The 14,014-nt window shown below is 38.9% G+C and carries 14 protein-coding genes; 7 read left to right on the plus strand and 7 right to left on the minus strand.

Going from position 1 to position 14,014, the window contains the following annotated elements; genetic code table 11:
- Positions 1-283 precede the first annotated feature (283 nt).
- Positions 284-835, plus strand: coding sequence for a hypothetical protein (locus A7975_RS09360; protein ID WP_065385001.1), 552 nt, complete (start codon positions 284-286; stop codon positions 833-835).
- A 169-nt stretch (positions 836-1,004) separates the two neighbouring features.
- Here the strand turns inward: A7975_RS09360 and A7975_RS09365 are convergent, their stop codons facing one another.
- Entirely contained in the window at positions 1,005-2,207 is a 1,203-nt protein-coding gene (locus tag A7975_RS09365; protein WP_065385002.1) for an IS110 family RNA-guided transposase, read from the minus strand.
- A gap of 333 nt (positions 2,208-2,540) precedes the next feature.
- Here A7975_RS09365 and A7975_RS34795 point away from each other — a divergent pair, with 333 nt between their 5' ends.
- The 3 genes from A7975_RS34795 to A7975_RS09375 all read left to right on the plus strand — a co-directional run bounded on the left by A7975_RS34795 (position 2,541) and on the right by A7975_RS09375 (position 3,408).
- Positions 2,541-2,756: a hypothetical protein gene (locus A7975_RS34795; RefSeq protein ID WP_065385003.1), complete on the plus strand. Its 216-nt coding sequence runs from the start codon at positions 2,541-2,543 to the stop codon at positions 2,754-2,756.
- 93 nt (positions 2,757-2,849) lie between these two features.
- On the plus strand, positions 2,850-2,921 hold the full coding sequence (locus tag A7975_RS34800) for a hypothetical protein (protein ID WP_255314251.1): 72 nt from the start codon (positions 2,850-2,852) through the stop codon (positions 2,919-2,921).
- A 16-nt stretch (positions 2,922-2,937) separates the two neighbouring features.
- Positions 2,938-3,408, plus strand: coding sequence for a hypothetical protein (locus A7975_RS09375; protein ID WP_141680258.1), 471 nt, complete (start codon positions 2,938-2,940; stop codon positions 3,406-3,408).
- 116 nt (positions 3,409-3,524) lie between these two features.
- Here the strand turns inward: A7975_RS09375 and A7975_RS09380 are convergent, their stop codons facing one another.
- The 6 genes from A7975_RS09380 to A7975_RS09405 form a co-directional block, all read right to left on the minus strand.
- Positions 3,525-3,734: a hypothetical protein gene (locus A7975_RS09380; RefSeq protein ID WP_255314239.1), complete on the minus strand. Its 210-nt coding sequence runs from the start codon at positions 3,732-3,734 to the stop codon at positions 3,525-3,527.
- 104 nt (positions 3,735-3,838) lie between these two features.
- Positions 3,839-4,462, minus strand: coding sequence for a 50S ribosomal protein L4 (gene rplD / locus A7975_RS09385; RefSeq protein WP_082198105.1), 624 nt, complete (start codon positions 4,460-4,462; stop codon positions 3,839-3,841).
- 629 nt (positions 4,463-5,091) lie between these two features.
- Complete coding sequence (locus A7975_RS09390; protein WP_065385006.1) at positions 5,092-5,355, minus strand: CD3324 family protein; 264 nt, start codon at positions 5,353-5,355, stop codon at positions 5,092-5,094.
- Positions 5,356-5,668: 313 nt separating this feature from the next.
- On the minus strand, positions 5,669-6,703 hold the full coding sequence (locus A7975_RS09395; protein WP_065385007.1) for a Cfr family 23S rRNA (adenine(2503)-C(8))-methyltransferase: 1,035 nt from the start codon (positions 6,701-6,703) through the stop codon (positions 5,669-5,671).
- 262 nt (positions 6,704-6,965) lie between these two features.
- Positions 6,966-8,444, minus strand: a complete 1,479-nt coding sequence (locus tag A7975_RS09400; RefSeq protein WP_065385008.1) for an Lsa family ABC-F type ribosomal protection protein — start codon at positions 8,442-8,444, stop codon at positions 6,966-6,968.
- A 364-nt stretch (positions 8,445-8,808) separates the two neighbouring features.
- Positions 8,809-10,026 (minus strand): AraC family transcriptional regulator, encoded by a 1,218-nt coding sequence (locus A7975_RS09405; RefSeq protein WP_065385009.1) that lies wholly within the window; start codon positions 10,024-10,026, stop codon positions 8,809-8,811.
- A 121-nt stretch (positions 10,027-10,147) separates the two neighbouring features.
- Here A7975_RS09405 and A7975_RS09410 point away from each other — a divergent pair, with 121 nt between their 5' ends.
- From A7975_RS09410 to A7975_RS09420, 3 genes are read left to right on the plus strand one after another with little or no spacing between them, the layout of a single operon-like run.
- Positions 10,148-11,491: a glycoside-pentoside-hexuronide (GPH):cation symporter gene (locus tag A7975_RS09410; protein ID WP_065385010.1), complete on the plus strand. Its 1,344-nt coding sequence runs from the start codon at positions 10,148-10,150 to the stop codon at positions 11,489-11,491.
- A gap of 18 nt (positions 11,492-11,509) precedes the next feature.
- Positions 11,510-11,776 carry an HPr family phosphocarrier protein gene (locus A7975_RS09415; RefSeq protein WP_065385011.1) on the plus strand — a complete coding sequence of 89 codons (267 nt, stop codon included), beginning with the start codon at positions 11,510-11,512 and terminating at the stop codon, positions 11,774-11,776.
- An 11-nt stretch (positions 11,777-11,787) separates the two neighbouring features.
- Complete coding sequence (locus tag A7975_RS09420; protein WP_065385012.1) at positions 11,788-13,962, plus strand: glycoside hydrolase family 3 protein; 2,175 nt, start codon at positions 11,788-11,790, stop codon at positions 13,960-13,962.
- The last annotated feature ends 52 nt before the right edge of the window (positions 13,963-14,014 follow it).

The raw sequence follows: 14,014 nt of genomic DNA on the forward strand, positions 1-14,014 counted from the left end.
TGAGTCAAAGTGGAGATCCAAGAGTGCGACCATATATCTCCAGAATGTCCACTTTTTAAAACGAGTGGTCTGGGTGGATGTGTTTTCGCGCTTTTTTTGCTCCCATATTTATCATCTTCTACAACCTTATCCCATCTAATAGTTGTCTTGTGCGAAAGGAAAACAAACGTATTTAAGAGAAAAATGATTCTCCATAGAGGGAGGTTCGTTTATTTATTTCTCGAATACCTTAGTTATTCGGATATTAATATTATCTCTAATTATTTACTCGGGGGTGTCTTTTGTGGGAATGGATTTTTCTGCGTATATGTCACATAGCCTTAAAGAAACTGAAATAATAGAGTTATGCACTGAATTTGATACACTTTTACCATTCAATCCAAAAGATAATGTGAGGAAGTGGCGTTCAAGTGTTGATAGAGCAGACGGGACAATTAGCTTGGCAGGCCCCTGTGGAATCTCACTTACTTTATCAGAGAAAGTATGTTATTTTCATCATTATTTTAGATGGAAAGGATTTTTAGTAGATAATGAGATACAACAGTTACTGAGAAATGTTAGCTACGGATTTATGAAGACCTTTAAATCTTCATTTGTTATTTATGTCCCAGATAATGCTGCAAAAGAGTCTGCAATTATGGATTTCATCTGGGAAGATGAAAATAAGGATATTAACTATATAAGAGAATGGCTATTAGAGAATTGCGGGTTACCAAAGAATAATATCAACGATATTTATAAAGAGTATGAAGATTACTGGGATTCAGAAGGATATTATATAGATTATTTCAGTGAAAATGATGAGCCTAACAAAAGTTCAGACTTGAATTCATAAAATTACAATTACAAAATGGAACCTATCGTTCAACTAAAACCAGCTAATATCTTGTCAACATTTTTCTCTTAAATTAAGTTGGCGTTGGCAGTATACTAAAAATGGATGCACCAAAGAACCCTCTCTGCGACTGCTGGAAGGTTTTTCTTTTGTATAATAAATATGCCAACTAAGCTAAGTCGACGAAGTCTTCTTGCTTCACTAATAATGCATAAATCCAGTGAAGGAGCTTATTAACACACGCAATCAGAGCAACGCGATAAGGCTTTCCCGATTCACGCTTCTTGTCATAAAACTCACGTAGTCTCTTGCTGCCTGTCTTCCTAAGACCGCACAATACAGCGAGATACAAGGCGTGTCGTAGCTTTTTTGAACCACGTTTGGTAATGCGATTGCTGGTCGCTGTGAACTTACCTGAAGCGTAAACAATAGGGTCAATTCCTGCGAAAGCAACCAGCTTTTTAGCATGATTAAACCGATGGATCTCCCCGATCTCAGATAGAATCGTTGCAGCGATTTTGCCTCCTATACCGGGTATTGATTGGATAATTTGATAAGCTTCAACTTCTTCAGCAAGAGCATCAATCTGACTTCGTAGGTGGGAAAGATGCTCTTGGTACTGAAGGAGTAAATCGATGTACAACGTCAGGCTTATGAGATGGCTAGTATAGCTTACTTTTTGAAAAGGATTGTTTGCTGCAGCCACAACGATAAGACTTGCTTTTTCGTCAGCCCAACGAACAGAACGACTTGGGCATAGAGATGCAATTGTGTAGGCTATATTCGATTCTCCAGCTGCTTGAAAGTCTGTAGGAGTCGTAAATTGCTTAAGAAGTTGTAGTGATACTCTCGAATAGAGATCACCGAAAATACCTCTGTAGTCCGGAAAGACTTGATCTAAAATCGCTTGGAATTGTAACTTAACCTGTACATACATTTGCGTAAGAGTGTCAAACTGACGAGTAAGATGCCTAAGATTAAGGAGTTGAACCCCTCGTTGTTTATGGTCTTCAAATTCCTCTTTGTAATACAGTTCACATAGCCGATAAGCATCGACTGCATCGGTCTTCACTTTGCGTAGACTTGATTTCTTCGCTTGATGTGAAATGAGTGGATTTACGACCAAGAACAAGATGCCGTGTTCTTCTAGAAACTGAATAACGGCTTGATGATAGTGCCCCGTTGATTCCAAGATAACAGTGGGGGTTTTCTCAGTCTTAATTCGTACGTTTGAAATGACGTCTAAGAGCTGACTAAGACCTTCTTGGTTATGCTGAAAGCAAAATGACTGCCCAAAGGGCTGGCCTTTGTCAAAGAAGACTTGTCCATCACTTTTACCTTTAGAAATATCCAGACCAATGACTGGATTCATAAACACTCTCCCTCTCATAAATATTGCCGATACCCCTAAGAACTGCTCATAGTTCCACAACATCGCTTGTTATGCGAGATCTATTCGTCTCAACCAGCTTAAACATGGTTTCTACAAGTAGGGGGCGATCAGTTTTAGCGATGGGTTCAGACCCAGGGGAACGACCGATCTGCCCCGGCTACTGACAAATACACCACCAAAATAGAAAGTGGTCAACCAGTAATAACTGGCTGACCTTATAATACGACGGGTAACGATAGTTCTATACAAACAGATTAAAACCTCTCATTAGAAGCAGACCTAGATTTATTAGGTCTAATGGGAGGTTTTATTATGAATTTAGATAAATTGCGGAGATTGTATACAGCTGATAAGGAATACGCCTTGCAGCTAAAGCTGCTGGTTTCTGAATTTGGTGATCTAGATATTTTCAGAGGTTACTCTACAGTTGCTAAAATAATACTTGGCGAAGCAATTCGGCCGATTAAAACCAAACATCTTGGGCCATCGTATTCGCTTTATTCAATCTCTTTTTCGCTTCGCATATGAAGAAGCATATCTGGCTTTAAACCCATCACTAATGTTAAGAGGACCAAAAATAGATTATACTCGCACCGTTTTCGCCACACCTATGCTTGTCAATTGCTGGATAACGGAGCGTCTTTGGATTTCATCCAAGGCATGCTGGGTCATGAGATAGCATCAACCACATAAATATATGCGTAGCTACGTGGAGAGCGGAGACGCGAGCTATATCGGCGTTTCATTTAGGAAGGTAATTCAAGTTCGCCCACTTGGAATTATAGGATGGGTCAGTCATACCGTTAAATGGGAGGAAAACCGATTAGATTACAATAAAGCCAATCCGACTGCGACACGCCAAACAGATATGTTCTGGGCAGGTGAAGAATGTGTTCTTTCTGCAAATGTAACAGATACTGGATCTTCATTGGTTAAGGCGGATCGGGTAACCGTAAGCTTAGTAGGGCAGGGTGTAACTGTAGATCTCAATAATAACCCTTCAGGTAGCATTATCTTTAAGGGGTCAATGTGGCGAAAGAATTTCGATTCCCTACCTGATGGCAATTATAATTTCCTCTTTACTTCCTTTTACTCAAATGGTACTGAAAAGACAACTATCGTAAAAGTACAGATTAAAGATAGCATCTGGGATATTGCTAAAACTCATCTCACACATTAAATATGAAAGAGACCTTGAAGCTCTCATTGAACTGTGACCCATAAGAGGGTCACTTTTGTGTCCTTCTTATGGGTCACAGTTCAGTTATTGGTAAAACGTACTTTATTGATAGCAGCTTACAAGAACTGATCTTTATTTTCAACTATTTTTTTCTCTTGGAAGAACACCTCAAGCTTTAGAAGCCGTGCCAGATAGAATGCGAAATTTTCTGCATTTCGATAAGTATCCCAAAGATCCATTTCTTGTTTATTACCATTGTGCTCCAGCACAACGACGAACTTTACGCCTTTGGACTCAATGCGAACCTGGTCATACATCGTCTTCATCTTTTCGTTCGCATCGGAATGTGTGATAAGTTAAGTTAGCTGTTTGGGACGGACCGTTCAATGTTGTTGACCTCATTTCCAGGATACAAATCGAAGAGCTTTAATTACGAGTACATTTCCGTAATCATATTGACAGCATCTTTAGCGATTATTAATTTATCACAATTCAGAACAGTGTATACGTTAATGGAATCAGCTACGGCGGTATCTACACCAGGTATGTTATTGGTGCTTTTCATAACAAAGTTATTTAACAAAGGTGTAACAATTAGCACCTTTTTATCTGCCCCAAGAGCATTAAGCATAGCTACTATAGACTTTGTCCTGTAATTTTCTAACTTGATCTCATCGACGACAATGAATTCTTTATTCTGTACTTTGCTAGATAATGCAGATTTTATAGCAAGCCTCTTAACCTTTTTATTGAGTTTGTAGCTATAATCGCGAGGTTTAGGAGCAAACACAACTCCTCCACCACGCCAATGAGGCATACGAATCGAACCTGCTCTAGATTTATCAATTTTATTCTGCTTATACGGTTTTCTACCACCGCCTCTAACTTCACCACGTGTCAATGCAGATTGTGTTCCACTGCGTTTATTTGCCAGATAATTTATAACTGCATCATGCATAACCGATTCATTGGGAATAATACCGAAAATTGATTCTTCAAGTTCCATTTCACCAACATCAATACCTTCCATATTAAAAATAGTGACATTCAACAATATTCTCTCCTCCAAATCCTAAACTTTCACGATATTGGTACCCACATCCGCAGTAAAAACTTCATTGTATAAGAAAACTTATTGGATTGACGCTCTTAGTATATTTACAATAGCATCCATTATTTAAACCTCCGTTTGTCCTGCTACATTTTAGAAGAACCCTTGGTTATAAAGTTAACAGATAGAAACCACCTAAACTATATACTAAATGTTTCTGTGTTGTTTGGTAAAACCTTTAAGATAGGTCCCTAAAGGCAGCTTAGAACTCTATTCGATAATAAAAAAAGCCAACGCAGACCTAGTTATAGGCATGTCGATGGCAAGAGTGTGCATATGCAATTATCAGAAAGGATGGAGGAAAAGCGGTATATGAAAAGTAGACCGTTGCAAAGTAAATCCTCGCGACTATAGCACGACAAAAACAGGAACTATCCTGCGTTTGTGGTGCTGTTTCTATTATTCTAGGACTGAAAGGAGATTTTTCTATTAGGAATATCTACTTCTAATCATCAAGTAGCCCAGAATCACTAAACTTCGAAAATAATGAATCGGATTCGGAGCAACTGGAACAAAACGAACAAATCAACACAAAAGTCGATTTGAATGGTAAGATCTTCGGGCCGCGTTTTTTATTTGGTATAAATTATTTTTCTGATAGCATAAACAGAAAGGTAGTAAGATTCTGCAAGTTCTTGAATCGTAGTGCCAGAAGTATATGCTTTTATTATTTCACTATTTCTCTTATCAATCTCTTCCCGAAAGCCGGATAATTCTCCCCAATTTTTATGATGATCTTTTATTGCGGGAATGTAGATGTATTCACCTTGTACAAAATCTTGCAATTTTCCAACCAATTCTTTTGGGAGAATTTCATTAGCGTTGATATATCTCATGTAGACTCACTCCTTGTATAAAGTATAATTATATCTCAAGTAGCAAAGCCAGCATGATTGGTGATGATGTTATTCCATGCAAATATCACCAAATATCTGTCTTTGCATGGAATTGAACATGGGTTACTATAAAGTTCTTATGAAACATAATCATTCTCCTCGTTCTCATATTTAACAATCTAATGGAACTAGTAACTCCACTTTACAAATCAATATCGTCTTACACCATGGAAAATATTTTAAATTTTTTTGCATTATTAGGGGAATGCTTTATAAAGATACACGTTCTCCTATTGGTCTGAATTTTTATATTTTACTTGTTATGTCCGTATAGTTGACCGCATGCTGCATCAATGTCTGTTCCGAATTGAGTTCGCACAGTGACTTTGATTCCCGCTGACTTTAAGATACTGACAAACCTTTGAACGCGATCTTTGTCCGATTGATGGAAGCTTTCAGGCGTTACGTCGGTTGAATTGTAGGGAATTAAATTGACGTGATATAAATGTTCCCAAGGACCTCTGTCCTTTAATAAAGCAGCAATGGCTTCCGCATGCTCATTTGAATCGTTTTCTCCACGCAGTAAAATATATGCAATATATACTTTTCTACCTGAATCACGAATATGCTGATCCAGCTTATTCAACACATCATTAAGCGGAAAGCGATTATTAATTGGCATTAGCCTGCTCCGCTGTTCGTCGAACGGAGAGTGAAGTGAAAAGGTAAGGTTAACCTGTGGAAATTCCTTTGTCAGACGATCGATTCCTGGCAAAATTCCGATGGTTGAAACTGTAATTCTTCGATGCCCCAAGCCAAAGGTTCGAGGATCTGTTAAAATCTTAAGCGTGTCGAAGATATAAGGATTGGCTAGCGCCTCCCCCATACCCATAAACGAGACACTATCCAAGGATTGACCATTTAAATGAAAGTATAACAATTGATCGGTAATTTCATCAGAAGTTAGATTTCGTTTCAGTCCGATTGTGCCTGTAGCACAGAAACTACAACCATATCCGCATCCGCACTGACTGGAAATACAGTATGATTTCCAGCCACGCTCATAGCTTAGTTGAACAGCTTCTACTTGTTCACCGCCCTCAATGGCAAACAGCACTTTGTTCACTTGTTTGGATGTCTTTTGCATGACAGGAGTTAAGTTCAAAATGTGTTCGCCAAGGCTCTTTATTAATTCGTTTCTTATACCCCTGGGTAGTATGTTCATTCGGTCATATTCACCAATTCTTTGCTTGAAGATTGCGTCCGCAATTTGTTGGAATCGATATGCAGGTTGTTTCAAATCTTTCAATATGTGTTGAATCATTTCATATTTCGAAGTTGATTTCATGTTTTTTTCTCCTATTTAGCCGGAGAAAATGTCATTAGCACCCTTAGTTGGTGCTTTAACATGTAAATTAACCAACTAGATTAAAACCCACGAAGCTTTTAGCTAGAGTCGCTACGTGCATCTATCAATAGATGGAAAATCCTCCGGCATCCGTTTAGTTTGAACGTGAACCGTGCCAACGGACAATGAGCGGTTCACATGAACATTTACAACTTCAAACATTTATTTCAACCTCCTAAGATAAAATAAGTATTATGTTATATTACAGTTCCACGATTTTAGTGGCGATGTTTTTACAAAATTCGCTATCGTGCTCTACAAAAAGTATTGTCGGAGAATGTTCCAATAATAGTTCTTCGATCTGCATACGGGAAATGACGTCAATAAAGTTTAATGGTTCGTCCCATATATGGAGATGCGCCTTCTCGCATAAGCTCTTTGCGATTAGTACCTTTTTTTTCTGTCCGCCGCTGAATGAAGAAATATCTTTTTCAAATTGTATGCGCGAAAAATCGAGTTTTCTTAAAATCGCTTTGAACAAGCTTTCGTCGATCTCATTCCGACTCGCATAATCTGATAAGTTGCCCTGCAGATGTGAGGTATCTTGTGATACGTATGAGATTTTTAGTTGATTACCTTTGCGAAACGTTCCCGTAAAAGGGATCTCCTCGCCAAGAATTAGCTTGAGAATACTTGATTTTCCCGAACCGTTTGGACCCGCAAGTGTAACGCGTGCTCCTTGCTCAATGGTAAAGGTTACGTCGTTGCAAACTGTGTGTTCTCCGTAATGAATCGAAACATTCTCTAATTCCACCATCTGCTTTTTATTATAAGCAAGTTGAGAGATTTTCAGAATTTCTGAGCTTTCGATATTTTTCAGGAGTTTGGAACTTTCCTCAATCGCGGATTGCTGTCTCTGTTCAATGGATTTGGAACGTTTCATCATTTTGGCGGCTTTGTGCCCGATATATCCTTTATCCACTTTTGAGCCGGAATTGCGAGTGCCGTTTTTTGTTTTTTCTACTTCGTGTGACCAGCTATTCGTTCTCTTTGAGGCTTCAGATAGTCGTTTAATGTCTCTTCGCAGCTTGTCGTTCTCGGCTAGTTCATAGTTATCCTGCCTTTGTTTATTCTCCCACCAGTCCGAGAAATTACATTTCTGGATCTCAATATTAGTTTTGTTTATCGAAAGAATGTGGTCCACGCAATTATCTAGAAATGCGCGATCGTGTGAAACCAAAATAAATCCATACTTGGTTTTTAGATAATCGCTGACTAGCTTACGTGCGTGAATGTCCAAGTGATTAGTTGGTTCGTCGATAAGCAGGAAACTGTTTCCCTTTAAAAATAAGGTTGCGAGTAATACTTTCGTTTGCTCCCCGTTTGACAAGGTCTCAAACGGCCGATACAACACATCCTCTGACACCTTCAGCAACGAAAGCTCACGTACGATCTGCCAATGCTCATAGTCTGGATAAATTTCGTCGATAACGTCTAGGGTATTTAATTCCTTGTGTTCAACATAGAAGGGGAAGTATTCAAAGCTGACATTTGCTGAAATTGTTCCGCTGTAATCATACTTACCAAGCAACAAGTTCAGAAATGTTGTTTTGCCTCGACCGTTCCTTCCAGTAAACCCTAATTTCCAATCCGTATTAATTTGAAAGCTAACGTTTTCGAAGATATTGTCGTAGCTACCGTCATAAGCAAAAGTTAGGTTGGTCACATTGATTAAAGACATTGTCAAAATCCTCCATAAAATAATAAAAAGCTACAAGAAAGTTACCTTTCTTGTAGCTCAAATAAACAAATATTAAAATCTAACCCAATAAACGGATTGGAAATTGTTATTTTATTTGAGTGAAGAGAATAAGTAACTTTCTTGCTTAACAAAGAATAAAACAGTTTTTTGTTTTATCATTCGTAAATACGCAAGAAATATTACATTATTCTCATCAACTCCCCTAGATTAATTAGTTGCATTGTAGCACAACCAATTTCACATTTCAACTTTGTATCCATCAAGTGTATCGATTAAGGAATCCAATCGGTAAAAATGCTCAAACAGAACATTTGATTTCTATGTCATTAATTTATGAATTTATCTATTGAAGTTTGTATTGTTTAGGCGTTTTTCCGCAAATACGCTTAAAAACCCGAATGAAATGACTTTGATCGAAAAATTGAAGGTGATTCGAGATTTCTGATATTGATAAATTAGAGTAGTTCATTAAGTTCTTCGCTTCTTTTATTTTTTCCTGAAGTATATACTCAACAATCGTCATGCCAGTTTCCTTCTTAAATTGTTTGGAAAGATAATCAGTACTCAGACCCACATTGTCCGCAATTTCCTGAACACTCAATTTTTGATATAGATTGTTGTAAATATATTTTTCTACTTTGAAGACCGCTTTGGAATACTGATGCTCCTTTGCTTGCATGACCTGTTTGGCATATTCCTTGAACACTTTCTTTATAGTCTCAGTAAAAGTATTAAAATTATGATCGGACTCAATTTGTTGGATAGACATGTCACTTAAAGTGTACGCTATTTCTGAATGTAAACCCCCGTCCATAGCGGCTCTGCTAGCAAGAGTTACGCATACAATGGCCAGGTTTTTTTCATTTCGAACCGGATTGTTTCTGGCGACAATTCCACCTCCTTGTAGTTCAGGCACAGATGCCATAAATTTTTCAAGAGCATCTAAACGACCTTCCTGGATGAGTTGTCTAATAATATTTTCATATTTATTATCATGATGAAGAAATTCATCCATTTTCTGATTTGTGACTTGTTGCTGTAACTCTGATTCAATATCACTAGATAATGGGGTGAAATATCGAATGTCATTAAGTTCCACTCGTTTTTTTACCAACAAATAATAAAGCATTTGACCAAATCGAGAGATTGTCCATTTATTGTAGAATGGAAGGGAAAGGAGATAACTTCTCATTTTTTCTTCAAGCTGCCGAGGTACCTTGTTCATAATCAAGTAATCGTAAATAGTAGCCTTCGTTATTTTGTCAAATACACACGGACCGAGCAGCAAAATATGATCTTTGATCATTGACTTCGGTGCTCGAATACATAAATAGTATTCGACATTGTTAAGGGTGATAACGGTAATGGGAAAGTCAAACTCCTTTTCAGCGAAATATCGGAGCATATTTTCTAGCCACTTTTCATGTAAAGGATTATCAATTGAATTAGATACTAAAGATGTTAACGTTCCTCCAATCGGATCAATAGAGGAGATTGGCATCTTTGCATAATGTTGCATCATTTCACACACATAAATAAGTTCCTCATGCATCATTTTCATAACATCATCACCTTTTTTTAGTAAAAGTACAATTTAGATCGGATAAATCCTATTTTTAATCACTGTAACCCCTTACAATCAATTTGTCATTCAGAATTTTTAACGTTCGGGGGAGCAGACAATGGAAACCAAGAAAATTAGTTTCAAAGAAAAACTTGGCTATGGTGTTGGTGACTTAGCGAGCAACTTCATCTGGGCAGGAGCAAGTACTTTTCTTGCCTTTTTCTACACGGATGTAGTGGGGCTGACAGCTGCAGCGGTCGGCACTTTGTTGCTAATTGCTCGCGTTCTTGATGCGTTCGTAGATATTGGAGTAGGGGTACTGATTGAAAAGACGAGGAGCCGCTACGGCAAAGCACGTCCTTGGTTATTATGGATGGCATTTCCGTTTGGACTCGCGGGCTTTCTCCTTTTCTTCAATCCAGGTTGGGGTCCAACAGGTTCATTAATATACGCTTATAGTACTTATCTTTTAGTTAACATTGTTTATTCTGGAATTAATGTTCCATATGGTGTGTTAAATTCGAGAATAACGCAGGATCCTTATGAACGATCCGTGTTGAATATATTCCGTATGTTTTTCGCTGTCGTCGCCACAATTTTAGTGAATATGCTGACATTGCCATTAGTGAAAATGTTCGGCGGTGGAAATTCCGGATGGGCTACTACTTATGGTATCTTTTCCGGCATAGCAGTCATCATGTTCTTGGTGAGTTTTTTTAGCACGAAAGAGCGTGTTCAAGCGACTGTCGTTCGAAAGGAGGTAGATATAAAACGAGGGTTCAAGGCTCTGTTCCGCAATAAATACTGGAAGCAAATCGTTTTGGTTATGGTCATATTTTACATTAGCGGCGGCGTAAGTGGAGGAGCTAGCATTTACTATGCCCAATATGTATTAAATGATGTTAATTTAGTAGGTACGCTTGGCCTTGCAGGTATGGTTCCGGTGCTAATTGGTTTTTTCCTTATTGCGCCATTCATTAAGCGATTTGGAAAACGTAATGTATCCATCGCAGGGCTAGTCATTTCTTTGATCGGTTCCTCTATCATCATTATCAATCCCGCATCACTGGCCATCGTGATCACCAGCACTGTTATTAAGTCCGTTGGATTCGTTCCATTGTCTGCTACCTTATTCGCAATGCTTGCAGACACAGTTGATTACGGCGAATGGAAGACTGGTATTCGCAATGAGGGTCTTATTTATAGTGGCGGCAGCTTCGGACTAAAAGCCGGCAGTGGCATTGGTGCTGGCTTGGTAGGATGGATCCTTGCGGCAGGCGGATATGTGGGTAGTCAAGCTCAACAAACTACATCGGCAATTACTTCCATACAATTCATGTTCATTTATCTTCCGATAATTATATGTATTTGTCTGATTGGGCTCCTCATGTTCTATAAATTGGACAAAGAATTCCCTCGAGTGCTCGCGGACTTGGAAGAAATTAAAAATATGAAGGCATGAGAAAGAGGGTTACTTGACATGAAGTCGACTTTCATAACGATTCAATATGATGGCTTTCCGGTTGTATTTGCGAAGCGCCTCACCGATCTCGCCGCAAGTTTTCATTCGGAGGATATACGAATCATTTGGGAAAGTAAAAATATCATTTCGGATGCCAAGAGCATTCTCGGTATCATGGCTCTTGAAGTTGCAAAGGGTACCGTATTGAAGTTGACGGTGGAAGGGCCTCAAGAAGAAGAGGCAGAGAGATCGCTTGCTGCTTTGTTCATAATACAAGATTTCTAAGGAGAGATAGTATGTTTAATAAACAATCAACGTTGACAGACCAACAAATTCATGAGAAAGCAAATGCTTTATTAAAAGAGATGTCCTTAAAGGAAAAGGTATGGTTGCTGAACGGAAATTGGGATCCTATTGAAAATGGAATACAATATGGGAACCAGTATAACCCAATTCCGATTAAAACTAATGGGAACAAGAGATTAGGCATTAGCCCTATTTCCTTTACCGACGGTCCTCGGGGTGTTGTTATGGGCCAATCGACATGTTTCCCGGTTTCTATGGCGCGGGGAGCATCTTTTGATACTGAATTGGAACGTCGGATTGGTGATGTTTTCGGTATTGAATCAAGATCAGGCGGAGCCAACTATTTTGCCGGTGTCTGCATTAACGTCTTGATGCACCCTGCATGGGGCAGAGCCCAGGAGACCTACGGGGAAGATCCGTTCCTGCTTGGAGAGATGGGAAAAGCGCTAACGGAAAGTGTGCAAGATCATAATGTGATGGCATGCGTAAAACATTATGCAGTAAATAATATTGAAAATACTCGATTCCACGTGGATGTCAACTTGTCGGCACGAACACTTAGAGAAGTTTATTTACCGCATTTCAAGAAATGTGTGGATGCAGGCGCGGCATCTCTAATGGGTTCATATAACAATTTTAGGGGAGATCACGCTTGCGAAAGCAAATATCTGTTAACAACTATCCTTCGCGATGAATGGGGGTTTGAAGGGTTTACTTCGTCCGATTTTATATTCGGTATCAGGGATGGGAAAAAAGCCATCGAAGCCGGAATGGACGTCGAAATGCCCATGCCGGTCCAATATAGCGAGAATTTACTGAAAATGGTGGAATCGGGAGAAGTCGAAGAAAGTTATATTGATCAAGCTGCACTTCGTGTAATCAGAACCATTATTGCATTTGAAAGCACACCGGATAAGGCCACTTATTCAAAAGAAAAAATTGCTTGCAAATCTCACACGGAGCTTGCGAGAGAAGCGGCTGAAAAGTCGATGGTACTGATTAAAAATAAAGGTCAAGTTTTACCATTCAATAAAAAGGATATAAAGAAAATCTTATTGGTCGGAAGATTGGCTGTAAAAGCAAACCTTGGGGACCATGGTAGTAGTAGAATTAATCCAATTTATTCGGTCAGCCCGCTACAAGGAATTCAAAGTTATTTTATGGATAAAATAGAAGTCATCCATTGTCATGAGTATGAGTTGGAGAAGGCGAAAGCTTTAGCGAGTGACGTAGATGCTGTGGTGATTGTTGTCGGTAACGATTATAACGATGAAGGCGAGTATGTGATGCCGGATTCTACAAATGCCGTTGACTTTATCACTAGAGGTTACGAGCATCAAGGAATGACGGAGAAAAGTGTAATATTCAAAGAGATGATGGAACAAACCCCCTCCTCATCCTACACATCTGACGAAACGTTTGCACCAGGAGGAGACAGAAAAAATTTATCTCTTAGGCAAGAAGAGATACAAGTAATTAATGAAATTGGTTCGGTCAATAAAAATACGGTAGTATCTCTAGTATGCGGAAGTATGATCATGACGAAAGAATGGGAAGCTAACGTTCCAGCTATTCTGTACAGTTGGTATGCCGGCATGGAAGGTGGTAATGCCCTTGCTCGTATTTTGTTTGGTGATGTAAATCCCAGCGGCAAGTTGCCATTCGTGATTCCGACCGATGAGAGTCATTTACACCTTTTCGATAGTTCTTCTCATCAAGCGTACTATGAATTCTATCATGGCTATCGTAAGTTGGATAAGGAAAAACATAGTCCCGCCTATCCTTTTGGTTTCGGATTGAGCTATACGAATTACTTATATTCCGATCAGAACGTCGAGAAGGAAGCCGATTACGTTAATGTTAGGGTTAAAGTGAGAAATATAGGAAACGTTGCCGGGGAAGAAGTTGTGCAAGTTTATGTCAGTGTTCCTAACTCCAAAGTGGAAAGGCATATTAAAGTTTTACAAGGGTTCGCAAGAGTTTATCTAATACCTGGGGAAAGCAAAGAGGTTATTGTTCCAATCGCTTTGAAAGAACTGGAATATTACAATGATGAAGAAAAATGGGTGTTAGAGGATACCAACTATGTGTTTCTTGTGGGTCCAAGTTCGGATGAAAAAGCACTCTTGAGAGTGGATATTAATTTGAGTACGTCAGAAGCCTAAAGTTCTACTGAATGTAGGCCCTTTGTACGCCAATGCGTATCAACTCATGATG

Source organism: Bacillus sp. FJAT-26390 (assembly GCF_001682865.1).
Classification (GTDB): Bacteria; Bacillota; Bacilli; order Paenibacillales; family Paenibacillaceae; genus Pristimantibacillus.